Source organism: Variovorax sp. J22G73 (assembly GCF_030317035.1).
GTDB lineage: Bacteria > Pseudomonadota > Gammaproteobacteria > Burkholderiales > Burkholderiaceae_C > Variovorax.
Genome location: NZ_JASZYK010000001.1, coordinates 1,331,187 through 1,355,520, shown reverse-complemented (window position 1 = coordinate 1,355,520; position 24,334 = coordinate 1,331,187). Strand labels below are relative to the sequence as shown.

At 67.6% G+C, this 24,334-nt stretch carries 24 protein-coding genes and 1 tRNA gene; 14 read left to right on the top strand and 11 right to left on the bottom strand.

Going from position 1 to position 24,334, the window contains the following annotated elements:
- Positions 1–113: 113 nt before the first annotated feature.
- From QTI51_RS06385 to QTI51_RS06375, 3 genes are all read right to left on the bottom strand, one after another.
- Positions 114–1,637, bottom strand: coding sequence for a tripartite tricarboxylate transporter permease (locus QTI51_RS06385; protein ID WP_116908799.1), 1,524 nt, complete (start codon positions 1,635–1,637; stop codon positions 114–116).
- 1 nt (position 1,638) lies between these two features.
- A complete protein-coding gene (locus QTI51_RS06380) occupies positions 1,639–2,175 on the bottom strand; it encodes a tripartite tricarboxylate transporter TctB family protein (protein ID WP_116908798.1) in 537 nt (178 codons plus the stop codon).
- 109 nt (positions 2,176–2,284) lie between these two features.
- Entirely contained in the window at positions 2,285–3,244 is a 960-nt protein-coding gene (locus QTI51_RS06375; protein WP_116908797.1) for a tripartite tricarboxylate transporter substrate binding protein, read from the bottom strand.
- Positions 3,245–3,403: 159 nt separating this feature from the next.
- Between QTI51_RS06375 and QTI51_RS06370 the strand changes: the two genes are divergently transcribed.
- The 6 genes from QTI51_RS06370 to QTI51_RS06345 all read left to right on the top strand — a co-directional run bounded on the left by QTI51_RS06370 (position 3,404) and on the right by QTI51_RS06345 (position 7,961).
- Positions 3,404–4,087 carry a response regulator transcription factor gene (locus QTI51_RS06370; protein ID WP_116908796.1) on the top strand — a complete coding sequence of 228 codons (684 nt, stop codon included), beginning with the start codon at positions 3,404–3,406 and terminating at the stop codon, positions 4,085–4,087.
- A gap of 10 nt (positions 4,088–4,097) precedes the next feature.
- The gene (locus QTI51_RS06365) at positions 4,098–5,522 is read left to right on the top strand and encodes a sensor histidine kinase (RefSeq protein ID WP_116908795.1); all 1,425 of its coding nucleotides are present in this window, start codon (positions 4,098–4,100) and stop codon (positions 5,520–5,522) included.
- A 19-nt stretch (positions 5,523–5,541) separates the two neighbouring features.
- The gene (locus QTI51_RS06360; protein ID WP_116908794.1) at positions 5,542–5,976 is read left to right on the top strand and encodes an RNA-binding S4 domain-containing protein; all 435 of its coding nucleotides are present in this window, start codon (positions 5,542–5,544) and stop codon (positions 5,974–5,976) included.
- A 96-nt stretch (positions 5,977–6,072) separates the two neighbouring features.
- Positions 6,073–6,879, top strand: coding sequence for a PPK2 family polyphosphate kinase (locus tag QTI51_RS06355; protein WP_116908793.1), 807 nt, complete (start codon positions 6,073–6,075; stop codon positions 6,877–6,879).
- A 145-nt stretch (positions 6,880–7,024) separates the two neighbouring features.
- A complete protein-coding gene (locus QTI51_RS06350) occupies positions 7,025–7,210 on the top strand; it encodes a hypothetical protein (protein ID WP_132748840.1) in 186 nt (61 codons plus the stop codon).
- A gap of 79 nt (positions 7,211–7,289) precedes the next feature.
- On the top strand, positions 7,290–7,961 hold the full coding sequence (locus QTI51_RS06345) for a DUF7716 domain-containing protein (protein ID WP_116908791.1): 672 nt from the start codon (positions 7,290–7,292) through the stop codon (positions 7,959–7,961).
- 21 nt (positions 7,962–7,982) lie between these two features.
- On the opposite strand, the gene QTI51_RS06340 is transcribed toward QTI51_RS06345, so the two are convergent.
- On the bottom strand, positions 7,983–8,651 hold the full coding sequence (locus QTI51_RS06340) for a hypothetical protein (protein ID WP_116908790.1): 669 nt from the start codon (positions 8,649–8,651) through the stop codon (positions 7,983–7,985).
- Between the two features lie 135 nt (positions 8,652–8,786).
- Here QTI51_RS06340 and QTI51_RS06335 point away from each other — a divergent pair, with 135 nt between their 5' ends.
- A complete protein-coding gene (locus QTI51_RS06335) occupies positions 8,787–9,146 on the top strand; it encodes a c-type cytochrome (RefSeq protein ID WP_286512342.1) in 360 nt (119 codons plus the stop codon).
- Positions 9,147–9,256: 110 nt separating this feature from the next.
- The gene (locus QTI51_RS06330; RefSeq protein WP_503011477.1) at positions 9,257–11,218 is read left to right on the top strand and encodes a sensor histidine kinase; all 1,962 of its coding nucleotides are present in this window, start codon (positions 9,257–9,259) and stop codon (positions 11,216–11,218) included.
- A gap of 77 nt (positions 11,219–11,295) precedes the next feature.
- Here the strand turns inward: QTI51_RS06330 and QTI51_RS06325 are convergent.
- From QTI51_RS06325 to cysS, 6 genes are all read right to left on the bottom strand, one after another.
- Positions 11,296–11,388, bottom strand: a tRNA-Ser gene (locus tag QTI51_RS06325).
- Positions 11,389–11,415: 27 nt separating this feature from the next.
- Complete coding sequence (locus tag QTI51_RS06320; protein ID WP_116908788.1) at positions 11,416–12,684, bottom strand: aspartate kinase; 1,269 nt, start codon at positions 12,682–12,684, stop codon at positions 11,416–11,418.
- 55 nt (positions 12,685–12,739) lie between these two features.
- A complete protein-coding gene (gene tilS, locus QTI51_RS06315) occupies positions 12,740–13,717 on the bottom strand; it encodes a tRNA lysidine(34) synthetase TilS (protein WP_116908787.1) in 978 nt (325 codons plus the stop codon).
- 13 nt (positions 13,718–13,730) lie between these two features.
- Positions 13,731–14,711 (bottom strand): acetyl-CoA carboxylase carboxyltransferase subunit alpha, encoded by a 981-nt coding sequence (locus QTI51_RS06310; RefSeq protein ID WP_116908786.1) that lies wholly within the window; start codon positions 14,709–14,711, stop codon positions 13,731–13,733.
- 16 nt (positions 14,712–14,727) lie between these two features.
- Entirely contained in the window at positions 14,728–15,378 is a 651-nt protein-coding gene (locus QTI51_RS06305) for a DNA-3-methyladenine glycosylase family protein (protein ID WP_116909094.1), read from the bottom strand.
- Positions 15,379–15,395: 17 nt separating this feature from the next.
- Positions 15,396–16,772, bottom strand: coding sequence for a cysteine--tRNA ligase (gene cysS / locus QTI51_RS06300; RefSeq protein ID WP_116908785.1), 1,377 nt, complete (start codon positions 16,770–16,772; stop codon positions 15,396–15,398).
- A 209-nt stretch (positions 16,773–16,981) separates the two neighbouring features.
- Between cysS and QTI51_RS06295 the strand changes: the two genes are divergently transcribed.
- The 6 genes from QTI51_RS06295 to QTI51_RS06270 all read left to right on the top strand — a co-directional run bounded on the left by QTI51_RS06295 (position 16,982) and on the right by QTI51_RS06270 (position 21,169).
- Positions 16,982–17,578, top strand: coding sequence for a tetratricopeptide repeat protein (locus QTI51_RS06295; RefSeq protein WP_116908784.1), 597 nt, complete (start codon positions 16,982–16,984; stop codon positions 17,576–17,578).
- Positions 17,579–17,678: 100 nt separating this feature from the next.
- Positions 17,679–18,281 carry a peptidylprolyl isomerase gene (locus tag QTI51_RS06290; protein WP_116908783.1) on the top strand — a complete coding sequence of 201 codons (603 nt, stop codon included), beginning with the start codon at positions 17,679–17,681 and terminating at the stop codon, positions 18,279–18,281.
- A gap of 28 nt (positions 18,282–18,309) precedes the next feature.
- Positions 18,310–18,822 carry a peptidylprolyl isomerase gene (locus tag QTI51_RS06285; protein ID WP_116908782.1) on the top strand — a complete coding sequence of 171 codons (513 nt, stop codon included), beginning with the start codon at positions 18,310–18,312 and terminating at the stop codon, positions 18,820–18,822.
- A 40-nt stretch (positions 18,823–18,862) separates the two neighbouring features.
- Entirely contained in the window at positions 18,863–19,669 is an 807-nt protein-coding gene (locus tag QTI51_RS06280; protein WP_116908781.1) for a UDP-2,3-diacylglucosamine diphosphatase, read from the top strand.
- 17 nt (positions 19,670–19,686) lie between these two features.
- A complete protein-coding gene (locus QTI51_RS06275; RefSeq protein ID WP_116908780.1) occupies positions 19,687–20,478 on the top strand; it encodes a M90 family metallopeptidase in 792 nt (263 codons plus the stop codon).
- Between the two features lie 94 nt (positions 20,479–20,572).
- Positions 20,573–21,169: a hypothetical protein gene (locus QTI51_RS06270; RefSeq protein ID WP_116908779.1), complete on the top strand. Its 597-nt coding sequence runs from the start codon at positions 20,573–20,575 to the stop codon at positions 21,167–21,169.
- Positions 21,170–21,250: 81 nt separating this feature from the next.
- Here the strand turns inward: QTI51_RS06270 and QTI51_RS06265 are convergent, their stop codons facing one another.
- On the bottom strand, positions 21,251–24,145 hold the full coding sequence (locus tag QTI51_RS06265; protein ID WP_116908778.1) for a DUF349 domain-containing protein: 2,895 nt from the start codon (positions 24,143–24,145) through the stop codon (positions 21,251–21,253).
- Positions 24,146–24,334: the final 189 nt, after the last annotated feature.

Sequence of the window (24,334 nt, the reverse complement as noted above, 5' to 3'; positions counted from 1 at the left end):
AGACGGGGGTGTCTTCGGAAACGGACTCTAGAAAGGAGCGCCACGCGGCGCAGCCGCGATGCGACGAAACGCCGCCGAGGGGACGCGAGGCGTCGCCTGGCGGGGGTCAGGCGTCAGGCGTCCAGCTGCGCCAGCCGCTTCAGCTTGCGTTCGCTCATGCGCTTGGCCAGTCGCGGCAGCACCAGCACGGCCACCACGATGACCACCAGCGTGATCGACATCGGGCGCTGGAAGAACACCGCGGCGCTGCCCTCGCCGATCGACATGGCGTTGCGCAGCTGCGCTTCGGCCAGCGGGCCCAGGATCATGCCGACCACCACGGGCGCCGTGGGAAAGTCGAAGCGACGCATCACCACGCCCAGCAGGCCGATGGCATACAGCAGGAACAGGTCGAACGCGCTCTGGCGCATGCCGTAGGCACCCACGGTCGCGAAGATCAGGATGCCGGCGTAGAGCTGGGGCTTCGGAATCTTCAGCAGCTTGACCCACAGGCCCACCATCGGCAGGTTCAGCACCAGCAGCATCACATTGCCGATGTACAGCGACGCGATCAGCGCCCACACCAGCGCGGCCGAGGTGGTGAACAGCTGCGGGCCCGGCTGGATGCCGTAGTTCTGGAACGCGCCCAGCAGGATGGCGGTGGTATTCGAGGTGGGAATGCCCAGCGTGAGCAGCGGAATCAGCGCGGCCGTCACCGTGGCGTTGTTGGCGGCCTCGGGGCCGGCCACGCCTTCGATGGCGCCCTGGGTGCCGAACTCGGCCTTGGCGTCCTTGTCCTTGGCGAGCTTCTTTTCCATCGCGTAGCTCAGGAAGGTCGGAATCTCGGTGCCGCCGGCCGGAATGCAGCCGAAGGGCGTGCCGATGGCGGTGCCGCGCAGCCAGGCCGGAATGGAGCGCTTCCAGTCGCGCTTGGTCATGTGCACGCGGCTGAGCTTGTTCTGACCCTCGACCACCTTGCCCTCGTAGAGCACGGCGTACAGCACCTCGGCCACCGCGAACAGGCCGACCGCGACCAGCACGATCTCGATGCCGTCGAGCAGCTCGGGCACGCCGCCGGTGTAGCGGCCCTGGCCCGAGATCTGGTCGAGGCCCACGCAGCCGGCCGCGAGGCCGACGAACAGCGCCGTCATGCCGCGCAGCGTGCTCTTGCCCAGCACCGCGCTCACCGTGGTGAAGGCCAGCAGCATCAGCAGGAAATACTCGGGCGGCCCGAGCTTGACCGCGAACTCGGCCACGAAGGGCGCGAACAGCGTGACGATGACCGTGGCGATGGTGCCGGCCACGAAGGAGCCGATGGCGGCGGTGGCCAGCGCGGCGCCCGCGCGCCCGCTCTTGGCCATCTTGTTGCCTTCCATCGCGGTCACCATGCTGGCGGTTTCGCCGGGCGTGTTCAGCAGGATGGAGGTGGTCGAGCCGCCGTACATGGCGCCGTAGTAGATGCCCGAGAAGAAGATCATCGAGGCCGTGATGTCGACCTTGCCGGTGATGGGCAGCAGCATGGCCACCGCCACGGCCGGGCCGATGCCGGGCAGAACGCCCACGGCGGTGCCCAGGGCGCAGCCGACCAGGCACCACAGCAGGTTGATGGGAGTGATGGCGGTGGCGAAGCCCGCCATGAGTGCGTTGAAGATTTCCATGTCAGAACCACCCGGTCGAGGTCAGGCCCGGCAGGCTGATGGCCAGGAACTGCGTGAACATCCAGAACACCGGGGCGGAGATGAGCGCGCCGGCAATGAAGTCGGTGGCCCAGGTGCGCGGCGAGTTCACGCCGGCCTGCCCGCTCGCGCGGCGCAGCCCCTGCACGGCCAGCACGTAGCACAGCGTGCAGCTCAGGATGAAGCCGAGCGTGGTGATGAGCGCCGCGTTGAGCAGCAGCCCCGCCGACACCCAGATGAAACCGGGCCAGTACGCGTGCTCGGCGCCCGAGGGCGCGTCGAGTTCGCGGAAGCCGCCGGTGCGCGCCTCCCACAGGATCCAGGCGCCGCACAGCACGAGCACCACGGACACCAGCCAGGGCAGGAAGTTGGGGCCGACGCCGCCGTAGCCGGCTTCGGAAGAAATGCCGATGGCGCCGAAGGCCAGCGCCAGGCCGGTCAGCAGCACGCCGGCGCCGACCAGGGTCTGCGGCCATGTGACCGCGGGCTGCGGGGCGACCGAGGAGTCTGGAGTTGTCATTTTTTGTCCCGGGTGTGGCGCCGAGTGCGGAGCCGGATTTGAAAACGGCACGCTGTCCGCTCTTGCGAGGACAGCGCGCCGTGGGCGAGCCAGTGGTGCGCGCGGGGGGTCAGACCATGCCGGACTTGGTCATGATCGCGCGCAGGCTGGCGAAGTCGTCGTCGACGAACTTGGCGAAGGCGTCGCCCGAGATCACGGCCGGCGTCCAGTCGTTCTTCTTCAGCGACTCGGCCCACGAAGCGCTCTTCATGGCGGCCAGCACCATGTCGGTCAGCGCCTTGCGTTGCTCGGCCGAGATGCCGGGCGCGCCGTACACGCCGCGCCAGTTGCCGATCTCGACGTCGATGCCCTGCTCCTTCAGCGTGGGCACGTTGATGCCCGGCAGGCGCTGGGCCGAGGTGACGGCGATGGCCTTCATCTTGCCGGCGGCGATGTATTCGGCGAACTCGCTGTAGCCGCTGCCGCCGATGGTGACGTTGCCGCCCAGGATGGCGGCGGTGGCTTCACCGCCTCCGCGGAAGGCCACGTAGTTGATCTTCGAGGGGTCGGCGCCGACCTTCTGCGCGATCATGGCCGCGGCGATGTGCTCGGTGGAGCCGCGCGAGCCGCCACCCCACTTCACGCTGCCCGGGTCTTTCTTGAGCTGCTCGACCACGTCCTTCATGGTCTTGAAGGGCGAGTTCGACGGCAGCACGAACACGTTGTATTCGGTGGTCAGGCGGGCGATGGGCGTGGCCTGCTCGAGCTTGACCGGCGGCTTGCCGGTGATGATGCCGCCCAGCATGACCGAGCCCATGACCATCAGCGCGTTGGCGTCGCCCTTGGAGCCGTTGACGAACTGGGCCAGGCCCAGCGCGCCGGCGGCACCGCCCTTGTTGTCGTAGGTGACCGTGTCGGCCACCTTGGCGTCGCTCAGGGCCTTGCCCAGGGCGCGGCCGGTGGTGTCCCAGCCGCCTCCGGGATTGGCCGGGATCATCATCTTGACGTTGGCGGCGGCACGGGCCGACAGTGGCAGGGCTCCGGCGGCGGCCAGGGCGGCCAAGGACTTCAGAAAGGTATCGCGACGCATTGTTGTCTCCTGGAAACTGGAAGGAACTTGAAAGGAACCTGACTTGAACCTGAGCGCTATCATGCGCCGCCCCGCTGTCAGTTGGCTGTCCGCCAGACTGGGGAAAACACCGAAGAACGCGTTGCTGCGTACCGCCTTTTCCATCGCCCTGCCCCCCTTATGAAGCTGCTGCTGGTCGAAGACGACCCCTCGATGCAAATCACCCTGCAGCGCACCCTCGGGCGGCGCCGGATCGACGTGCGCATCTGCGGCGACGGCGCCGAGGCCGTGGCGCAGTGGCGCGCCATCGAGCCCGACGTGGTGGCGCTGGACCTGAGCCTGCCCAACCTCGACGGCCTGCAGGTGCTGGCGCAGGCCCGCGCCGAAGGGCTGCGCACGCCCGTGCTGCTGCTGACCGCGCGCGGCACGGTGGGCGACCGCATCGTCGGCCTGAACGCCGGCGCCGACGACTACCTGCCCAAGCCCTTCGACCTCGACGAGCTGGAGGCGCGCATTCGCGCGCTGCGCCGGCGCAGCCATGGCGTCACCGGACAGGACGCGGGGCTGAACCCGCAGGAAATCGGCGGCCTGCGCTTCGAGCCCGACAACGGCGCCATCTACAACCGCGCCGAGCTGCTCGAGCTCACCCCGCGCGAGCTGGCGCTGTTGAAGGCGCTGATGATGAAGCCGGGCCATGCGGTGACCAAGGAGCGCCTGTTCGAGCTGGTGTTCCCGGGCGAGGCCGACGTGCAGTACGAGGCCATCGAGGTGGTGGTGTACCGGCTGCGCAAGAAGCTGGTGGGCACCGGCGCCGTGCTCATGACGATGCGCGGGCTCGGTTACCTGCTGCGCCCCGAGGCGTGAGCGGCCCGGCATGACCCACGTTTCGTCGCTTCGCGCGCGGCTGCTGCTCGGCATCCTCGCGCCGATTGCCGTGTTCATCGTGATCAACAGCGTGAGCCTGTACCGCCAGAGCCTGGCGGCCGCCACCACGGCCTACGACCGCACCCTGCTGGCCTCGGCCAAGACCATCGGCGAGCAGCTGGACGTGGAGGGCTACGACGAGCTGGCGCAGCTGCGCGCCATCGTGCCCTACTCGGCGCTGGAAGCCTTCGAGGCCGACAACCGCAGCCGGCTGTTCTACCGGGTGTCGGCGCTCGATGGCGAAATGGTCTCGGGCTTTGCCGAGCTGCCGTTCTGGCGCGGCCGCATTCCCGACCGCAGCGCCTACGCCGCGCTGGTCGACTTCTACGACGCGCAGTTCCGCAACCAGCCGGTGCGCGTGGCGGTGCTGCTGCAGCCGGTGGCCAGCGCGCGCGGGCGCGGCATGGCGGTGGTGCAGGTGGCCGAGACGCTGGAAATCCGCGAGACGCTGGCGCGCAAGCTGCTGCTGGACACGCTGTGGCGCCAGTTGCTGCTGATGGGCGTGATCGCGCTGGCCACCATCTTCGTGGTGCAGCGCGCCACGCGGCCGGTGCGCGAACTGGGCGAGGCCATCGAGCGGCGCCCGGCCGACGACCTCTCGCCCATCGACGCGCCCGACGCCCCGCGCGAACTGCGCCCGCTGATCGACGCCACCACCCAGGTCATGGGCCGGCTGCAGCGGCTGCTGGACCACCAGAAGCGCTTCGTGCGCGACAGCGCCCACCAGCTGCGCACGCCGCTGGCGGTGCTGAAGGCGCAGGTGCAGTCGGCGCGCCGCGGCGACGTGGCACCGGAGCAGGCGCTGGGCGAGATCAGCCAGACGGTGGAACGCGCCACCGCGCTGGCCAACCAGATGCTGTCGCTCGCCAAGGTCGAGCAGCTGCGCCAGCAGCCCGAGTCGGTAACGTTGGACCTGGGCGAGGTGGTGCGCAACATCGCGCTCGACCTGTCGCCGCTGGTGGCCGACAAGGCGCTCGACTTCGAGCTGGCCATCGACCAGCCGGTGCGCGTGCAGGCACACCAGTGGATGCTGCAGGAGCTCGCGCGCAACCTGCTGCACAACGCGATCAAGCTGAGCCCGGTGGGCGCGGCGCTGTCGGTGTCGGTGCGGCCCGAGGGCGACGAGGCGGTGCTGACCGTGCGCGACAGCGGGCCGGGCATTTCGCCGGAGCTGCGCCAGCGGCTGTTCGCGCCCTTCTCCGCCGGGAGCGCATCGAGCGGCTCGGGGCTGGGGCTGGCGATCTGCCGGGAGATCGTGCTGGCGCTGGGCGGGCGCATCGCGCTCGAGAACCGGGAAGCCACACAGGACGGTGCCGTACAGGTCATCGGGCTCGATGCCGTCGTGCGACTGCCCTTGTCGCGGCACAATTCCTGAATTCCACTCCCGGACCTTTATGGAACGTCTGCGCATCGACAAATGGCTCTGGGCCGCCCGCTTCTTCAAGACGCGCTCGCTGGCCGCGGAGGAAATCGGCAAGAACCGCGTGCAGGTGAACGGCGACATCGCCAAGGCCTCGCGCGAGGTCAAGGCCGGCGACACCGTTGCCATGCGCATGGGCCCGCTCACGCGGACCGTGACGGTGCGCGGCGTGAGCGGCCAGCGCGGGCCGGCGCCGGTGGCGCAACAGCTCTACGAGGAAACGCCCGAGAGCCTCGCCGCCCAGGCGGCGTTTCGGGAGCTGCGCCGCTCGGGCACCGAGCCCGCCCTGGCCATCGAGCAGGGCCGCCCCACCAAGCGCGACCGCCGCGACCTCGACGGTGCGGTGCGCCATGCCGAATGGGACAACCGCTGGAGCGCCTCGCTGGACACGGACGACGACGAGCGCTGACGGCAGAGCGCTGACTGCAGAACGCTTGCTGTGGATCGTCGGTTGCCGATGGCTTAGGCTGTGGGCTTCCTTCGTTCTTCACGGGAGTTCCGCTTCATGGCCAGCTTCAAGAAATACCGCGTCGGCAGCAAGTTCAAGCTGTCGCACATCGACCCCGACGACACGCCCTTCTGCGAAGGCGACGAGGCCTCGCAGCGCACCGAGGTCGAGGCGCTGGCCGTCGAGCTCGACGAACTGCAGGACGTGCTGCACGCCGAGGGCCGGCGCAAGCTGCTGCTGGTGCTGCAAGGCATGGACACCAGCGGCAAGGACGGCACCGTGCGCTGGGTGTTCTCGCGCACCTCGCCGCTGGGCGTGCGCGTGACCGCCTTCAAGGCGCCGAACGACGAGGAGCGCGCGCACGACTACCTGTGGCGCTGCCATGCCGCCGTGCCGCGCACCGGCGAGATCATGGTGTGGAACCGCAGCCACTACGAAGACGTGCTGGTGCCGGTGGTCGAAGGCTGGATCGACAAGGCGGAAGCCAAGCGCCGCTATGCGCAGATCAACGACTTCGAGCGCCTGCTCACCGAGACCGGCACCGTGGTGGTGAAGTGCATGCTGCACATCGACAAGGACGAGCAGCGCGAGCGCCTGCAGTCGCGCATCGACACGCCGGGCAAGCAATGGAAGTTCAGCATAGACGACCTCTCGGTGCGCACCAAGTGGAGCGCCTACCAGCAGGCCTACCAGAGCGCGCTGGGCGCCACCTCGACCGACCACGCACCCTGGCATGTGATACCGGCCAACAGCAAGCGCCACCGCAACGTGATGATTGCGCAGCTGCTGGTGAAGACGATGCGGGCCATGAAGCTCAAGCCGCCGGCACCCGACCCGGCGCTGAAGGGGTTGATCATCAAGTGAGCCGCGCAGGGCCTGCGCAACGGGCCTTCGTGTCCTGTTTGTAAAGTGCGGCTTCGCCTACGGAGCGGGCCGCGGCAGCTCACTTAAGCTGGCCCGCGTACCGATTCAGGTGCACCTGTGCAACCACTCAGAGGACAACTCCAACATGAAAAAAACCATCTTCGTTCTTGCAGCCTGCCTGCTCGCTTCCACCGCCGCCCTCGCCCAGCCGGGCCCGCGCCACGGCCCCGGCCCTGGCTACGACCGCGGCCACCATCGCCCGCACAAGGTGTGGGTGCCGGCGCACCGTGAACACGGTCGCCTGGTGCGCGGCCGCTACGTCTGGCGTTGAACTGCCTGGCGCTCACAGTATTGAACGTTGAACGCCTGCATGCGGAGGCCTTCTTCTTTCCTGGAAGAAGGCCTCTGACATGCCCCGGCTGCTGAGCCTGCGCGAAGCCGTCGAAACACTGGCGGGCTGCCTCGACGACGAGGACATGTACCGCCGCTTCAGCTGGGTCTACGCCAGCGAAGACCTGCCACTGCACCAAGCCCGCTTCTACCTCTCCAGCGACGAAGAGGAAGAAGACCCTGTGGAAGACGAGCTGGGGCGAGAGATGCCCGAATTTGCCGTCGCCCACAAGCTCACGCACTACCTGGAGGCCGCGACCTTCGTCTCCGTGTTGACGGTGCAGAAGGAGCAGCAGCCGCTGTCGTCGCTCGACGATTTTTCCAAGGCGCTGAAGCACTATCACGAGGAAGACGCTTTCCTCGACCTCGGCCATTTCGCAAGCGACGACTGGACGGCCAGGGCGCCCGTCATCGCGGGCATCTCGCGTGAGCTGTTCGCCGAATACGACCTGTGGCTGGAAGACTGCCCTGCGGACCGCGTGGGCGATGCCGCGCGCGCCACCGCGGCGGTGCGCAAGATCAATGTGGGTGCAGCGCTGGCGCTGTGCCGCCAGCTGCCGGTGTCGCTGGGCGCGCGCATCGGCGGACGGGAAAGGGAGCAGATCGAGGAGCGCTTCTCTGCGCTCTCACTGCCCCTGAAGCGAACGACGCACCGGTCGCTCGCATGGTTGCCGTCGGACGACGGCAACTGAATCGAACTGCAGGACGGCGCTTCAGGAACGGCGGATGAGCGCCTGCGCAAGCACCCGGCACTTGCCGAATTCGCAGCGCACGGCCCAGGTGCCGCCGTTGTCGCACGGCACGTTGTAGGTTTCGTAGCCGGGGCCCTTGGCCGTGAGTTCGGCGCGCGGCTGCAGGTTGCAGCGGCCGGCCTTGGCCAGCGTTTCCACGTTGTACGTATCGACGCCGGTGCGCCGCGGCTTGGCGATCACGCCGGGGTCGAAGGTGTTGCCGTAGAAGCTGTCGCGCACGTTGGCGTCGAGGTTGTGATACCCGCGCTTGGCCATGCAATGCACGATGGCGATCTGCTGGTGCTCGGCGATCAGGTCGGCGTCGGGGCGGCCGTTCCAGTCGATGATGGCCGCGGTGATGCCGGTGTAGGAGGCCGCGGCCACGATGCCCTGGCCGTGCACCGTGATCAGCCCGAGGCCCAGCGCGCCCCACATGGCGTCGCCGGTTTCGCTGCGCGCGGTGATGCGGTTGGCCGCGGTGCGGCACTCGGCCACGTCGCTGTCGTAGCGCACCTTGTCCACGCCCTGCATGGCGACCATGGGCACATAGGCCGTGCCCCGGCCCGTTCCGGGCTCGGTGGGGGTCGGTGGCGCGCTGGCACAACCGGCCAGGGCCATGGCAGCGAACGCAATGCTCAGCAACAGCTTCATGCAATCCCTCGTCTTCTTCGCGATAGTTGCGCGGATTTAACCATACATATAGTTACTCTTGTTCGCACTTGTCGCGGGCGCACGACGAAGAGCGAAAGCCAGCGGGGCTACGATCTTCCGCCTGTCAGAGCCCTCATGTCCAAGAACTTCCACGAAAAGCGCTTTCCTCCACTGTTTGCGATTGCTTTGGCATTGTTATCTCTGGCCTTGCATGCCGCCGGTGCCGCAGCGCAGTCGCCGCCCGCCGAACTGGCCGGCAGGAACGGATGCATGGCCTGCCACGGGCTGGTCCACAAACAGGTCGGCCCGGGCTTCGCGCAAATCGCCCAGCGCTACCGCAACGACGGCGAGGCACCGGCGCGCCTGGCCGCGAAGATCCGCAGCGGCAGCGTGGGCACATGGGGACGGGTCATCATGCCGCGGCAGCCCCAGGTGTCGGAGGCGGACGCGCGGTCGCTGGCGCAATGGGTGTTGTCGCAGCCTGCCCCGCCTTGAACCATCGAGGAAAGAGGCCTTTGGCCGGCGTCGGCGCTATTCGTTACAGAATGCGAAAATAGGTTACATCGCCTCAGTGCCTCCCTTGGCGCAACCTATTTCCAGCCTGCGTGAACTACCGACTTGCACCCTTCATCGCCAACGTGGTGCTCGTCCTGTCGATGGCACTGCTGGGCGTCATCGGTGCCTTCTTCGGTGGAACTGCCGGCTTGCGACATGCGGAGTCGGTGCTGCACCTGACGCAGGCCGACTGGCAGGTCGACGACTCGGCCGGCTTCAGCACCCCGCCGCTGAAGCAGGACAGCAGCGCGCTGCCCGCGACCTGGAAGCAGGTCGAGTTGCCGCTGGCGTTGCCCATCGCGCTGTTGCGGCAGGCGGAATCCGCCAAGGCTTCCGACTCCGCAGCGACGACGCGCACCACCTGGGTCCGGCTTTCCACGCGCGACCTGCCGCCCTCGCCTGGCCCGCTGGCGCTGTACGGCATTCGCATCAAGACCGACGGCACCATCGCCGTCTACGTCAACGGGCAGCTGGTTCAGCGGGCGCAGCCGTCGGGGCCGCTGTGGAACAGCACCCGCACCCCGCTGTGGGTGCCGTTGGACCACAGCGCCGACAGCACGCCGCCGCGCGAAATCCTGCTGCGCCTCGAACACACGCAAAGCGCCCAGGTGGCGCTTTCGTCCTTGTGGATCGGCCCCACCGACGCACTGCGCGGGCGCTACGGCATGCGCCAGTGGCTGCAGCAGGAGCTGCCCGCGATGCTCAGCGCCGCGTTCATGGCGGTGGGCGTGTTCGCGCTGTTCGTGTGGTTCCGGCGCCGCGACGAAACCGGCTACCTGCTGTTCTTCAACCTCTCGGCCACCTCCTTCATGCGAGGGCTGCATTTCTACGTGGCGCAGCCCGTGGCCAACGACTGGTTCGCCTGGCTGACAGTCAACTCGCTGTTCTGGCTGGTGATGGTGGTGCACTTCTTCCTGCGCCAGTTGCACGGGCGCCGGCTGAAGTGGCTGAGCCGCGGCGTGGTGCTGGCCACCGCCGCCATCGGCATCGTGACGATGCCCGGGCTGGACCTGGTGGCGAACACGCCGCAGGTCACGCCGCTGATCTACGCGGTCGCCGCGCTGATGGGCATCGCGGTGTGCCTGGTGGGCGGCGTCAGCGCGTGGCGCCGCTCCAATGAAGGCCGGCTGGTGGCGGTGGGCATCGGCATCTGCGTGCTGCTGGGCATCACCGACTGGCTGCTGCAGAACAACTTCATCAGCCCCGAAGGCTGGTACCTGGGGGCGTACACCAACGCCGTGACCTTCAGCGTGTTCGGCGCGCTGATGTACCGCCGCTACGTGCAGGCCATCGGCGCCGTTGAGCAGCTCAACGCGAGCCTGGCCGAGCGCCTGCGCGCGCGCGAAGCCGAGCTCGAGGCGAGCCACCGCAAGCTGCGCGACATCGAGCGCCTGCAGACCATCAGCGACGAACGCCAGCGACTGATGCAGGACATGCACGACGGGCTGGGCTCCTCGCTGATCAGCGCCATCCGCTCGGTGGAAGGCGGCGGCATGAGCGACGACAAGGTCTCGCAGATTCTGAAGAGCTGCCTCGACGACCTGAAGCTCACGCTCGATTCGCTGGAGCCGGTCGAGGCCGACCTGCTGCTGCTGCTCGCCACGCTGCGCTATCGGCTCGAGCCGCGACTGGAGGGCACGGGCGTGTCGCTGCGCTGGGAGGTGCAGGAGCTGCCCGCGCTGGCGTGGCTGGACCCGTCGAGTGCGCTGCACATCCTGCGCATCGTGCAGGAGAGCATCTCGAACGTGCTGCGGCACACGCGCGCCACGGAAATTCGCGTGGGCACGTCGATGGCGGGCGCGGGGGTTCAGGTGACGATCGAGGACAACGGCCAGGGGTTCAACGTGCAGCGCGCAATGAGCGGCAATGCGCCGATGGCGTCGGGGCGCGGGCTGCAGAACCAGCGGCGGCGGGCGCTGGCGATACGAGGCACGGTGAGCTGGGAATCGCGCTCGACGGGAACGAAGTTTGTGCTCTGGCTGCCGCTGGACCGGGACGCGTTGGTGGCGTAGCGGTTGCCGCGTAAGTCAGGCGGCAATGCAAAGACAGAAATGAAAAACGGCCCCGTGAGGGGCCGTTTTTTGCTATCTGGCGGAACCGGAGGGATTCGAACCCTCGATGAGGCTCTACACCCCATACTCCCTTAGCAGGGGAGCACCTTCGGCCACTCGGTCACAGTTCCTGAAAGAAGCCACGATTATGCCATTACTTAGGCGCTCGGTTGGTCCAGATCGAAGGCTTTGTGCAGTGCGCGCACTGCCAATTCCATATATTTTTCATCGATCACGACCGAGGTCTTGATTTCGCTGGTCGAGATCATCTGGATGTTGATGCCCTCTTCGCTCAGCACGCGGAACATCTTGCTCGCCACGCCCACATGGCTGCGCATTCCGATGCCCACGATGCTGACCTTGCAGATCTTGGTGTCGCCCACGATCTCGGTCGCGCCCAGCGACGGCATCACCTTCGACTGCAGCAGGTCGATGGTCTTCGCGTACTCGTTGCGGTGCACGGTGAAGCTGAAGTCGGTCTTGCCGTCCTTGCTGAGGTTCTGGATGATCACATCGACTTCGATGTTGGCATCCGCCACGGCACCGAGGATGTGGTACGCGATGCCCGGCTTGTCGGGCACGCCCAGCACCGAGATCTTGGCTTCGTCGCGATTGAATGCGATGCCGGATACGACGGCTTGTTCCATGTTTTCGTCTTCCTCGAAAGTGATCAGCGTGCCGGACTTGGCCTCTTCATTGATGTCGATGTCCCACGGCGTGAAGCTCGAAAGCACACGCAGCGGCACCTTGTACTTGCCGGCGAATTCCACCGAGCGGATCTGCAGCACCTTGGAGCCCAGGCTGGCCATCTCGAGCATCTCTTCGAAGCTCACGGTCGAGAGGCGGCGTGCGTCGGGTTCCACGCGTGGATCGGTCGTGTAGACGCCGTCCACGTCGGTATAGATCAGGCATTCGTGCGCCTTCATGGCCGCGGCGATGGCCACGGCGGAAGTGTCGCTGCCGCCGCGCCCCAGCGTGGTGATGTTGCCTGCGTCGTCCACGCCCTGGAAGCCGGTGATGACCACCACCTTGCCGGCGTTCAGGTCGCCCATGACGCGCGCGTCGTCGATGCTCTCGATGCGGGCCTTGGTGTACGAGCTGTCGGTGCGCACCGAAACCTGCCAGCCTGCGTAGCTGACCGACTCGACGCCCTCGGCCTGCAGCGCGATGGCCAGCAGCGCCGACGAGGCCTGTTCGCCGGTGGAGGCGAGCATGTCGAGCTCGCGGCTGTGGGCCACGCCGGGCTTGCTGGGCGCCAGTTCCTTGGCCAGGCCGAGCAGGCGATTGGTTTCGCCGCTCATGGCACTCGGAACCACGATCATCTGGTGGCCTGCGCGTGCCCACTTGGCAACGCGCTTGGCGACATTCTTGATGCGCTCGGTCGAGCCCATCGACGTACCGCCGTATTTGTGAACGATCAATGCCATGGGTGAAATCAGAGAAAGAAAAAGGGCCGCTTGAAAGGCGGCGCCCTGCAAGCTGTCAGAGCGAAGTCTTCGGCGAGGGCGGGGCATTGTACCAATGCAGGAAGTCGCCCCGCCGCTCGGCGAAACCGGCCGCCACCTTGAGATGGATCCGGCGGCCCCGCGTGGTGCATGCGCGGAGCTGGTCGAGCAACTGGTCGAGCTGCGCGGCGCTGGGGGCGCAGCCGTGCGAGCGCATCAGCCAATGGCGCAACACGTTGGCCTGCCGGGCGCGCGAAAGCGCCTGCAGCGCGGCGATGCGGGGCGGGTCCCCCACGGCGAGCAGGTCTTGCGCGCCGAGTTCGGACAGCAGCTGCTGGGCCTGCGCGGCATGCCCGGCGCTGCGCGCGAAAGTGGACTGGAACTGCGGAAAAGCCTGCGCCAGCGCGGGCAGCAGCACCGAGCGGATCCGGTTGCGCGTGTAGCGCGCATCGGTGTTGGTCGGATCTTCGATCCATGGCAATTCGCGCCCGGCAAGCCATTCGCGCACCTCGGCACCAGGCACGGTCAGCAGCGGCCGGTAGATGTCGAGCCCGTTGCGTTTCGCATGCGCCGGCATCGCGGCCAGACCCGGAAGACCCGCGCCGCGCGACAGCGCCAGCAGCAGCGTCTCCACCTGGTCGTCGGCGTGATGGCCCAGCGCCACCGACGTGACAGCGGCACCTGCATTACCGGTGCGCGCCATCTCGGCGAATGCTTCATAACGCGCACGGCGCGCAGCGTCTTCAGGGCTGTCGCCCGGCGCATGCCGCGCGTCGACACGGTGCACGACCAGAGGCACGCTGAGGCGCTCGCACACCGCGACGCAATGCTGCTCGAAATCATCGGCTGCAGCCTGCAGCCCGTGGTGCACGTGAAAGGCGACCACCTGCCCCGGCCAGCGCGCTGCGCAGGCGGCCAGCAAGGCGGTCGAATCCGCGCCGCCGCTGAACCCCACCGCCAACGGCCGTTGCGCCGGCTCGAACGCGGCCATGGCGCGTTCGAAGGCGGAGGCCATGGTCGGGGGCGGCCTATCGGCCGTTGTCGGCCTTGGTGTCGTTGAAACGGCCGTAGCTCTGCAGGCGCTCGTAGCGGCGGTCCAGCAGTTCCTTCGGCTTCAGGTCGCTGACCTGGCGGAAGGCGTCGTTCAACGCACGCTTCAGGAAAGCGGCCATCTGGCGATGGTCGCGGTGCGCGCCACCCACCGGCTCGTTCACGATCTTGTCGACGAGGCCCAGCGCCTTCAGGCGATGCGCGGTGATGCCCAGGGCATCGGCCGCTTCCTGTGCCTTCTCACTGGTCTTCCACAGGATGGAAGCGCAGCCTTCGGGGCTGATGACGGAGTAGATCGAGTACTGCAGCATCACCAGCTGGTCGCCGACCGAGATCGCCAGCGCACCGCCGGAACCGCCCTCGCCGATGATCGTGACGATGATCGGCACCTCGAGCTGCGCCATCTCGAAGATGTTGCGGCCAATGGCTTCCGACTGGCCGCGCTCTTCCGCGTCGATGCCGGGGTAGGCGCCGGGCGTGTCCACGAAGGTGAACACCGGCAGCTTGAACTTCTCGGCCGTCTTCATCAGGCGCAATGCCTTGCGGTAGCCCTCGGGCTTGCTCATGCCGAAGTTGCGCGCGGTGCGCTCCTTGGTGTCGCGGCCCTTCTGGTGGCCGAGCACCATGCAGGGCACGCCATTGAAGCGCGCCAGGCCACCCACGATCGACAGGTCGTCGGAGAAGTGCCGGTCGCCGTGCAGTTCGACGAAATCGGTGAAGATTTCGTTGACGTAGTCCAGCGTGTAGGGCCGCTCCGGATGCCGGGCGATCTTGGTGATCTGCCAGGGCGTCAGGTCGCTGTAGATGTCCTTGGTGAGCTGCTGGCTTTTCTTGCCGAGCTGGTCGATTTCTTCAGAAATGTCGACCGCCGATTCGGTCTGCACATAGCGCAGTTCTTCGATTTTGGTTTCGAGTTCAGCAATGGGCTGCTCGAAGTCGAGGAAGGTTCGTTTCGCCAACGTCTTCTCCTGTTATTCAATACGCGACTGGAACCGGGTCCAGCGATCGCCAAATATACCAAGTCGCCACACTGCAATACGGCGCCCAGGCCACGGCGACATCGCGGGCATCGCTGCGGCTGACCGGGTCGCCCGAAAAATAGTTGACGCTGATGCCGTTGAGCAGCCCCACGTCGTCCACAGGCAGCACGTTCGGGCGCATCAGGTGGAAGATGAGGAACATCTCGGCCGTCCAGCGGCCAATGCCGCGGATCGCGACCAGTTCCTCGATGATGAGTTCGTCCGCCATGTCCTTCCACGAATCGACGTGGGCCACGCCGGAATCGAAATGAAGGGCCAGGTCGACGAGGTATTCGATCTTGCGCGCCGACAAGCCAGCCGCGCGCATGTCGTCGACCTTGAGCTTGAGCACGTTGGCCGGCGTCAGCTTGCGCGGCAACGCCACGAACTTGTCCCACACGGTTTGCGCGGCCTTCACCGAGATCTGCTGGCCGACCACGCTGCGCGCGAGCGTGGTGAACGCGTCGCCGCGCGACTCGAGGCAGGCGTTGCCGAACTTGGGAATCAACCGCTTCATGACGCGGTCTTTCTTGGCCAGGTGCTTGCAGGCCTCTTCCCAATAGTCCGGCGTGTAGATCTGGACGCTGGATTTCTTGGTGGCGGGCATGGGGTTGGTCGTGCCGTTCACTGCGCGGCCGCCCAGGTCGTGCCGGTGGGCGAGTCCTTGAGCACGATGCCCTGCCCCAGGAGTTCCTGGCGAATGCGATCGGCCTCGGCGAAATTCTTCGCGGCCTTGGCCGCGGCACGTGCATCGATCTGCGCCTGGATGGTGGCCTCGTCGAGCGTGGTGCCCGCGCGCAGGAACGCCTTCGGGTCGTCCTGCAATATCTGCACGCAGGCGCCCAGCGCCTTCAGCAAGCCGGCCTGCTCGGACGACTTGGTGCGGTTCACTTCGCCGGCCAGGTCGAACAGCACGGCCACCGCTTCGGGCGTCGCGAAGTCTTCGTCCATCGCGGCCTTGAAGCGCGCGGCATAGGGGTCGGCCCAGTCGAGCTTCACGTCGGCCGGCGTGACGAGGTCGAGCGCGGTGTACAGGCGCTTGAGCGAGGCACGCGCGTCGTCGAGGTGCACGTCGCTGTAGTTCAGCGGGCGACGGTAGTGCGCGCGCAGCACGAAGAAACGGATGGTCTCGGCGTCGTACTTCTTGAGCACATCGCGGATCAGGAAGAAGTTGCCCAGGCTCTTGGACATCTTCTCGTTGTCGGTCACGATGAAGCCGTTGTGCATCCAGGTGTTGGCCAGCGGCTTGCCGGTGGCGCCTTCGCTCTGGGCAATCTCGTTCTCGTGGTGCGGGAACTGCAGGTCTTCGCCACCACCGTGGATGTCCAGCGTTTCGCCGAGCAGTTCGCAGGCCATGGCCGAGCACTCGATGTGCCAGCCCGGGCGCCCTGCACCAAACTCGCTGGCCCACTTCACCTCGTCGGGCTCGCTGGCCTTGGCGCTCTTCCAGAGCACCGGGTCCAGCGGGTCGTCCTTGCCGTCGAGCACGGCCACGCGCTCGCCCGCATGCAGTTCGTCGAGCGACTTGCCGCTGAGCTTGCCGTAGCCGGGAAACTTGCGCACCGCGTAGTTCACGTCGCCGTTGCTCGAGCGATAGGCCAGTCCCTTCTTCTCGAGCGTGCCGATCATCGACAGCATCTGCGGGATGTAGTCGGTGGCGCGCGGCTCGTGCGTGGGGCGTTCGATGCCGAGCGCGTCGGCGTCTTCGTGCAGCGCGTCGATCATGCGATCGGTCAGTGCGCGGATGCTCTCGCCGTTTTCGACCGCGCGGCGGATGATCTTGTCGTCGATGTCGGTGATGTTGCGCACGTAGGTCACGGCGTAGCCGCTCACCTTGAGCCAGCGCTGCACCACGTCGAACGCGATCATCGAGCGGGCATGGCCGAGGTGGCAGTAGTCGTAGACCGTCATGCCGCAAACGTACATGCGCACCTGTCCGGGATGCAATGGGGAGAATTCCTCCAATTCACGCGACAGCGTGTTGTAGATGCGCAGACTCATGAGATTCGGAAAGCGTCATTTCGCGCACGTGCGGCACGGGCGACAGACGGTGTTTTTCAGGGGTGACGGGGCTGTGGCGGCAAGGGGTTGGACATGGCCCCTCGGCTACAATCCGGCCAAGTATAAACGGCTGCCGCCGCGCGGCGTCGGGGTGTTCCCCAAGCCCGCATTCCCCCATTTCCAGATCTCCGGATCTCTGCCGAGGCTTCATGAAGCACGCCGCGTTCTCCAGACTCTCCATCGCTTTTGCACTGCCACTGCTGTTCAGCCTGTGGGCACCCGCGGCGTACGCGAACGACTACGACGAGGTCAACCTGCTGCTGCGCCAGGGCAAGCCCACCGAGGCGCTGGCCAAGGCCGACACCTACATCGCCGGCAAGCCGCGCGACCCGCAAATGCGCTTCCTGCGCGGCGTGATCCTCACCGAGCAGAACAAGCAGGCCGACGCCATCGCCGCGTTCACGCAGCTCACGCAAGACTTCCCCGAGCTTTCCGAGCCCTACAACAACCTGGCCGCGCTGTACGCCTCGCAAAGCAAGTTCGACCAGGCCCGTGCCGCGCTCGAGCAGGCCATCAAGCTCAACCCCAACTACGCCACGGCGCACGAGAACCTCGGCGACGTGTACGCCCGCCTCGCGGCGCAGGAATACGTGCGCGCGCAGCAGTTCGCCAGCACCAACGCCAGCGTCGCGCCCAAGCTCTCGCTGATCCGCCAGATCTTCACGTCGAAGGCCGAGGCCGAAGCCGCCGCCCTGCCCGCCGCGCCCGCGGTCATCCGCAAGCCTGTCGGCCGCACCAGCAAGTAGCCGACATGGCCGCCGTGGGTGCCCGCGGCGGCATCCATGCACGGCCACCGCCCCTCACCTGCACATTCGCACGTTCATACATTCGCACTCGGAGCTTCTCTTGACGATCCACGCCTCCTCCAAGTTCAGCCTGCTCAGCCGCCGCGGCGCCCTCGTGCTGGCCGCCGCGCTCACGTTCGCCGCCACCGGCCACGCACAAACGGCCTCCCCTCGCGTCAAGCTGGCCACCACGGCCGGCGACATCGTCATCGAGCTCGACGCGGCCAAGGCGCCCAAGTCCGTCGAGAACTTCCTGCAGTACGTCAAGGACAAGCACTACGACGGAACGGTGTTCCACCGCGTCATCGACGGCTTCATGATCCAGGGTGGCGGCTTCACGGCCGACATGCAGCAAAAGCCCACGCGCGCCGCCATCCCGCTGGAAGCGAGCAACGGCCTGAAGAACGACAAGTACACCGTTGCCATGGCGCGCACCGGCAACCCGAACTCCGCGACCTCGCAGTTCTTCATCAACGTGAAGAACAACGACTCGCTGAACGCGCCGAACCCCGACGGCTACGGCTATGCCGTGTTCGGCAAGGTCGTGGCCGGCACCGACGTGGTCGACAAGATCCGCGGCGTGGCCACCGGCAACAAGGGCGGCATGCAGAACGTGCCGCTCGAAGCCGTCACCATCAAGTCCGCTTCGCTGCTGGCGAAGTGATCCCTGTTTTCCGAAGAAGGAGTCCCTCATGAGCAACCCCCAAGTCGAACTGCACATCAAGAACTACGGCGTGATCACGCTCGAACTCGACGCTGAAAAGGCGCCGAAGTCGGCCGAAAACTTCGTCTCGTACGTCAAGAAGGGCCACTACGACAACACGGTGTTCCACCGCGTGATCCCCGGCTTCATGGTGCAAGGCGGCGGCTTCGAGCCCGGCATGCAGCAAAAGCCCACGGGCGCCGAAATCGAGAACGAGGCCAACAACGGCCTGAAGAACGACAACTACACCGTGGCCATGGCCCGCACCAGCGCGCCCCACTCGGCGACCGCGCAGTTCTTCATCAACGTGTCGAACAACGGCTTCCTGAACCACACCGCCCCCTCGGCCCAGGGCTGGGGCTACGCCGTGTTCGGCAAGGTCATCAACGGCACCGACGTGGTCGACAAGATCAAGGCCGTGAAGACGGGCCGCAAGGGCTTCCACGACGACGTGCCGCTCGAAGACGTGGTGATCGAAAAGGCTGTCGTCATCGCTGAATGACGACCCCGGCGGGTCGGCGTGAAGTTCGCATGGGGCTCGCATGAGCACGGTGGCTAGCCCGGCTTTTCCCGAGTTGGTGGCGCCGCCCGCGTGGCGCACCGTCGACCTCATCTCCGACCTGCACCTGCAGGCCGGCGAGCCCGCCACCTTCGAGGCCTGGCAGGGCTACCTGCAGACCACGCCGGCCGACGCGCTCATCATCCTCGGCGACCTGTTCGAGGTGTGGGTGGGCGACGATGCGGCCGCCCAGCCCGGCTTCGAGGCGCAGTGCGCGGAGCTGCTGCGCCGCACTGCCCAGCGCCTGCCCGTGTTCTTCATGCACGGCAACCGCGATTTCCTGGTCGGCCCCGCGCTGGCGGCGAAAAGCGGCTTCACCCTGCTCGACGACCCGACGGTGCTGGTGCTGCATGGCCAGCGCTGGCTGCTGAGCCATGGCGACATCCTCTGCCTGGAAGACACCGAGTACCTCAAGTTCCGCGCGCAGGTTCGCACGCCTGAATGGCAGGCCGCGTTCCTCGCCAGGCCGCTGGAAGAGCGCCGCGCGCTCGCGCGCTCCATGCGCGTGCAGAGTGAAGACCGCAAGCGCAATCCCTCGACGGTCTGGGCCGATGTCGACAGCGACGCCGCGCGCAACTGGCTGCGGCAGGCCGGCGCCCATGCGCTGGTCCACGGCCACACGCACCGCCCCGCCGACCACGACCTGAGCGATGGCAATGGCGACGGCAATGCCGACGGCCAGGCATTGCGCCGCATCGTGCTGAGCGACTGGGACGCCGCGGCGCACCCGCCGCGCGCGCAATTGCTCTGCCTTTCCCCCGCCGGCGCGCAGCGCGTCGACCTGCGCTAGCCGCGCCGCCGCCACCGATGTTCAAGTGGCTGCGCCGGTTGCGCGCCCTGCCCCCGATCCCAGAAGCCGCCTGGCAGGCGGCGCTCAGGCGCTACGCCTTCCTGGGCGCCCTGCCCGAGCCCGACCGCCAGCGCCTTCGCACCCTGACCGCCGAATTCCTGCGCGACAAGGAATTCCACGGCGCCAAGGGCTTCACCATCACCAACGAAGTGGCGCTGGCCATCGCGGCGCAGGCCGTGCTGCCCGTGCTGCACCTGAAGGGCGGCCTGGACTGGTACGACGATTTCGTCGGCATCGTGGTGCACCGCTCCGAAGTGGTGGCGCGGCGCAAGGTAGTCGACGAGGCCCAGGTGGTGCACGAATACGGCGAGGTGGTCGCCGGCGAGGCGATGGACCGCGGCCCTGTCATGCTGAGCTGGGACGACGTGCTCGCGAGCAGCGTGAGCACCGAGCGCGGCTACAACGTCGTCATCCACGAGTTCGCCCACAAGATCGACATGCGCAACGGCGACGCCAATGGCTGCCCGCCGCTGCCCGCCGGCTTCGCGGGAACGCGCAGCGCCCGCGAGGCCCGCGCCGCCTGGACGGGCGTGCTGCAGCGCGCCTACGACGGTTTCCGCGAGAAAACCATCATGGCCGAACGCTTCGGCGCAGAGCCTCCCTGGCTCGATGCCTACGGCGCCACCTCGGTCAGCGAGTTCTTCGCGGTGGCCTGCGAGGCCTACTTCGTGAACCGCCCGAACTTCGCACGAGACTTCCCGGAAATGCTGCGGATTTTCGATGAATTCTTTCTGCCTAAACGGGCCTGAAGGCCGGCGGATACTGGCTCTCTAGCTATCAATTAGATAGCTGTTCAACCTTTACGATTGACGGGTTATCAACTCGTTCAAAAAGGTAAACAACATGAGGGATTGGATCTATCAGCTCACGGGCAAGGCGTGGCTGGCACTTGTGATCGGCATCGGCATCCTGGGGTGGGCAGGCTATGCGCAGTTCAAGGCCAGCGCGGACACGCATGGCACCGCCGTCGAAGACCTGGTCGCCAAGAGCGGCACCATCGTCGGCGGCAGCGAAGTCACCGAGACCACCAAGCGCCGCCGCGGCGGCAGCAGCACGCGCCGCTACTTCGTGCTCGATGCCAAGGTGGCCGACGGCAGCACCGAGAAGTGGCGCGTCGACTACGCGGTCGGCCGCAAGAAGCTGGAGCCGCTGATCGACGAAGCCGTCGATGTGCGCCTCGATCCGTCCGACAACAACCTGGTCTACGAAGTGAAGCTCAAGGGCCAGCCTGTGGTGACGCTGGCGGAAGTGCAGCAGATCATGGAGGTCAAGGACAAGGCCGCGGCGTCGAGCGCCACCGACAAGGGCACGCTCATCGTGGGCGCCGTCGCGTTGCTGCTGGGCATCGGCGGGCTGTTCCTGCGGCGCAGGATCGCGGCCGGCCACGCCACCGAACAGGCCGGGGCCGTGCAGACGCCTGTGATCGGCGAGCAGGTTTAAGCCGGTCCAGGCTTCTTCGTTTCGAGCTTCCAAAAAAAAGACGCCCCGCGGGGCGTCTTTTTCATGGCCGCTCTCTGCGGCTTACTTGCGCAGCAGCGCCTTCAGCGCGTTCTGCAGGCGGCGTGCGCTGGTGGCGTCGTGCGGCGCAGCCAGCACCTTGCCGGCGTCCTGGCCCCAGGTCTGCACCGGCGCCGGATCGCCGCGCTTGGTCAGCAGCTTCAGTTGCAGCGCGCGGCGCGCGTCGAGTTGCTCGGCAGGCGTCGGCACTTCGGCGGCCATTTCGAGGCGCAGCAGCGCTTCGGCGGCATCGCCGGCAGCAGCCGACGGCGCGGTGCCGATGGCTTGCGACCAGCCGGTGCGCACGGCGGGCGACACCGCACGACCCAGTTCCTGCACGCTCGGCAGGCGGCTGGCATCACGCTGCTCCCAGGCGCCCAGCACCTGTGTCAGCGCTTCGCCGTGGGCTTGCGCCTGCAGCTTGCGCAGGGCCATGTCGGCACGCTCGAGCGCCTCGCGCTGTGCGCGGAAGGCAGCGTCGCCAAGGCGGGGACCGCGATCTTCGAAGCGCGGCGGACGGTCGCCGAAGCGGCCGCCACCCGGCGCGCCGCGATCGCCGCGTGCATCGCCACGAGGCGCACCGCGATCGCCGCGGTCACCACCGGGGCGACCCGGGCCACCGGCACCGGGACGGCCTCCATCGCGGCGGTCGCCGAAACGGCCACCGGCGCCACGCGCCGCGGGTGCGGGCTCGCCCTTCTTGCTGCTCGGGCGGTCGTCGCCGCGCATCGCCACGACGGGCTTGGGCGCGGGCTTCGGCGCTGCGGCCGGTGCTTCGGCGGCGGCGGGCTCGCCGGCGTCGTGCGCTTCGCTGTCGGCGCGGGCCGAGGCATCGGCGCCGTCGGCGGGCGCCACCAGGTCGGCCGAGGCTGCGGGCGCAGCATCGCTGTGGGTGCCGGGCGAGGCTTCCGCGTCGCTCGGGCTCGGGGCCTGCTCGGCGCTTTCACCGAACTCGGCGGCGGCCTGGCCGGGCGCCTCGACTTCGGTCGCGCCGACCGACGGGCCGTCGCTCGAAGCAGCGGCCTTCGGTGCCGGAGCCGGAGCCGGAGCCGATGCTGGCGGCGGTGCTTCACCGCGCAGCGCGCCTTCCAGGCGGGCGATGGCGGCACGGATCTTCTGCGCGTCGCCGCCGGCGTTGGCCGCGTCGAGCGCCTTCGAGGCGTCGAGCACGTAGCGGTCGTGCTCGCTCATGGCGGCCGAGGCCTTCTCGCGCTCGGCGGTCTTGCGGTTGAAGGCTTCGTCGATGGGCGCGCGGAACGCGTCCCACAGCTTCTGTTCATGGCGGCGGTCGAGCGGCACACCCTGTGCCTCGGCCTGCCAGCGCTGCTGCAGCGCCTTCACTGCATCGATGCGCAGCATGGGCTGGGCACCGAGGTCGATGGCCTCGGCGATCATGGCCTGGCGGCGTTCGACGCTGGCCTTCTGCGCCGTTTCGAACGGTGCACGGGCGGCACCGAAAGCCTCGTTCCACTGCGGTTGCAGTTCGGCGAACACCTTTTCGCCCACATGGCCGGCATCGCGCCAGCGGTCGGCGAACTGGTGCAGCGCGCGGTTGTGCGCCTTCAGGTCGGAGGCGCCAGCATGCTCGGCAGCCCAGGCCTTGACCTCTTCGATCAGCGCCACGCGGTGCGCGCGGTGCTCGGCCGCGTCGGCGCGGACCTTTTCGAGCCAGGCCTCGACGACCTTGTGGGCTTCGTTGCACGCTTCGTCGAAGCGCTTCCACAGTGCATGGTTCGGAACGCCGCCCTGGTCGGCCTGCTTCCACTGGTCGCGCAGCGCGCGCAGCGTTTCCTGCATCTTGCGGCCGCCGAGGGCCTGGCCTTCGGGGCGCTTGAGCAGGCCTTCGGCCTTGGCGACCAGGTCTTCGCGGACCTTGTCGGCGCTCCAGCGCTGCCAGCCTTCGAGCTCGCCAGCAGCAACCAGCGCGGCATGCACGCGGGCTTCGAGCGGGGCATCGACCATCTTGCCGTGCTCCTTGAGCACGGCACGCAGCGCAGCGGCGGCGCCGGCGCTGGCCTTGCCGTGGCCTTCGGCGGTTTCCTGCTCGAGCTTGGCGAGCGCGGCCTGCACCGCGTCTTGCGCGGCGGCGCGCACGGCCGGGTCGACCTTGGGAGCGGCCGGGCGCGCGGGCGCGGCAGCGGCCTTGGGGGCGACGACTTCGCCGCGCGCGGCGCGCAACTCGTCGGCCCACACGGGCACGGGCGGCAGCGGGGCCGCGGCATCGGCAGCGGCGGCAATGGCCTGGGCCAGCGCGCTATGGAACGAATCCGACACCACCAGCAGTTGCGACTTCGAGGCTTCGAGCTGCGGAGCGAACTTGGCGTCCAGGCTGGTCCAGTTGGCGTCCGAGGTGATCTCGGTGGCCTGCTGCTGCCAATGCGTGACGTCGGCGCGCAGCGATTCTTCCGCGCCCTGGGCGTCCTGCCAGCCCTTGGTGGACAGCACTTCGAAGCGCTGCGCCAGCAGCACGGCGGCTTCGCGGTGCACCTGCGCGCGGTGCTGCAGGTCTTCGATGCCCTTCACGCGCTCGGCCAGCCTGGCCTTCAGGCCGGCCAGCGGTTCGCGCGACAGCGGTGCGCCGGCCTTGGCGGCATCACGCTGCCAGGCCAGTGCGTCGGCGATGTTGAGCTTGGACTGGCCCAGCAGGGCCTCGGCCTTTTGCGCCCATTCGGCGGCAATGGCCTCCTGGCCCTTGGCGCGCTTGAGCTCGTCGAGCTTTTCGCGCAGCAGGCGCGCGGCGCCCTTGTCGCGACCGCTCAGCTCCTTGAAGACCTCCTGCATCTGCTCGGGCGCGGGGTTGCCCGCGAGCCAGTCGCGGATGCGCGCGGAACGCTCGCCGGAGGTTGGCGCGGTGAAGGCGCCGCCGGTGAGCGTGTCGAGGGCTTGAAGATCGTGTGGCTTGGAAGAAGTAGAGGTCACTGCGCGAAATCGTTGTCTTGGTAGAGAAAGCGAAGGCGCCGGCAAAGGCCGGCGCACATCGACATTTTCACCCACTTGCGGTTGGCCGCTGAATTTCGCCCTGGATGAGGGCGAATGCGGGGTTGTGGGCGGGGAGCTTAACGGACTACATATATAGCAAGCCAGAGGAAAAAACCAAGCCCCCTGCCT

Excerpts from the sequence above, each read along its gene's own strand:
- QTI51_RS06385 (WP_116908799.1), bottom strand. The coding sequence starts at position 1,637 with ATGGAAATCTTCAACGCACTCATGGCGGGCTTCGCCACCGCCATCACT.
- QTI51_RS06380 (WP_116908798.1), bottom strand. The coding sequence starts at position 2,175 with ATGACAACTCCAGACTCCTCGGTCGCCCCGCAGCCCGCGGTCACATGG.
- QTI51_RS06375 (WP_116908797.1), bottom strand. The coding sequence starts at position 3,244 with ATGCGTCGCGATACCTTTCTGAAGTCCTTGGCCGCCCTGGCCGCCGCC.
- QTI51_RS06370 (WP_116908796.1), top strand. The coding sequence starts at position 3,404 with ATGAAGCTGCTGCTGGTCGAAGACGACCCCTCGATGCAAATCACCCTG.
- QTI51_RS06365 (WP_116908795.1), top strand. The coding sequence starts at position 4,098 with ATGACCCACGTTTCGTCGCTTCGCGCGCGGCTGCTGCTCGGCATCCTC.
- QTI51_RS06360 (WP_116908794.1), top strand. The coding sequence starts at position 5,542 with ATGGAACGTCTGCGCATCGACAAATGGCTCTGGGCCGCCCGCTTCTTC.
- QTI51_RS06355 (WP_116908793.1), top strand. The coding sequence starts at position 6,073 with ATGGCCAGCTTCAAGAAATACCGCGTCGGCAGCAAGTTCAAGCTGTCG.
- QTI51_RS06350 (WP_132748840.1), top strand. The coding sequence starts at position 7,025 with ATGAAAAAAACCATCTTCGTTCTTGCAGCCTGCCTGCTCGCTTCCACC.
- QTI51_RS06345 (WP_116908791.1), top strand. The coding sequence starts at position 7,290 with ATGCCCCGGCTGCTGAGCCTGCGCGAAGCCGTCGAAACACTGGCGGGC.
- QTI51_RS06340 (WP_116908790.1), bottom strand. The coding sequence starts at position 8,651 with ATGAAGCTGTTGCTGAGCATTGCGTTCGCTGCCATGGCCCTGGCCGGT.
- QTI51_RS06335 (WP_286512342.1), top strand. The coding sequence starts at position 8,787 with ATGTCCAAGAACTTCCACGAAAAGCGCTTTCCTCCACTGTTTGCGATT.
- QTI51_RS06320 (WP_116908788.1), bottom strand. The coding sequence starts at position 12,684 with ATGGCATTGATCGTTCACAAATACGGCGGTACGTCGATGGGCTCGACC.
- tilS (WP_116908787.1), bottom strand. The coding sequence starts at position 13,717 with ATGGCCTCCGCCTTCGAACGCGCCATGGCCGCGTTCGAGCCGGCGCAA.
- QTI51_RS06305 (WP_116909094.1), bottom strand. The coding sequence starts at position 15,378 with ATGCCCGCCACCAAGAAATCCAGCGTCCAGATCTACACGCCGGACTAT.
- cysS (WP_116908785.1), bottom strand. The coding sequence starts at position 16,772 with ATGAGTCTGCGCATCTACAACACGCTGTCGCGTGAATTGGAGGAATTC.
- QTI51_RS06295 (WP_116908784.1), top strand. The coding sequence starts at position 16,982 with ATGAAGCACGCCGCGTTCTCCAGACTCTCCATCGCTTTTGCACTGCCA.
- QTI51_RS06285 (WP_116908782.1), top strand. The coding sequence starts at position 18,310 with ATGAGCAACCCCCAAGTCGAACTGCACATCAAGAACTACGGCGTGATC.
- QTI51_RS06280 (WP_116908781.1), top strand. The coding sequence starts at position 18,863 with ATGAGCACGGTGGCTAGCCCGGCTTTTCCCGAGTTGGTGGCGCCGCCC.
- QTI51_RS06275 (WP_116908780.1), top strand. The coding sequence starts at position 19,687 with ATGTTCAAGTGGCTGCGCCGGTTGCGCGCCCTGCCCCCGATCCCAGAA.
- QTI51_RS06270 (WP_116908779.1), top strand. The coding sequence starts at position 20,573 with ATGAGGGATTGGATCTATCAGCTCACGGGCAAGGCGTGGCTGGCACTT.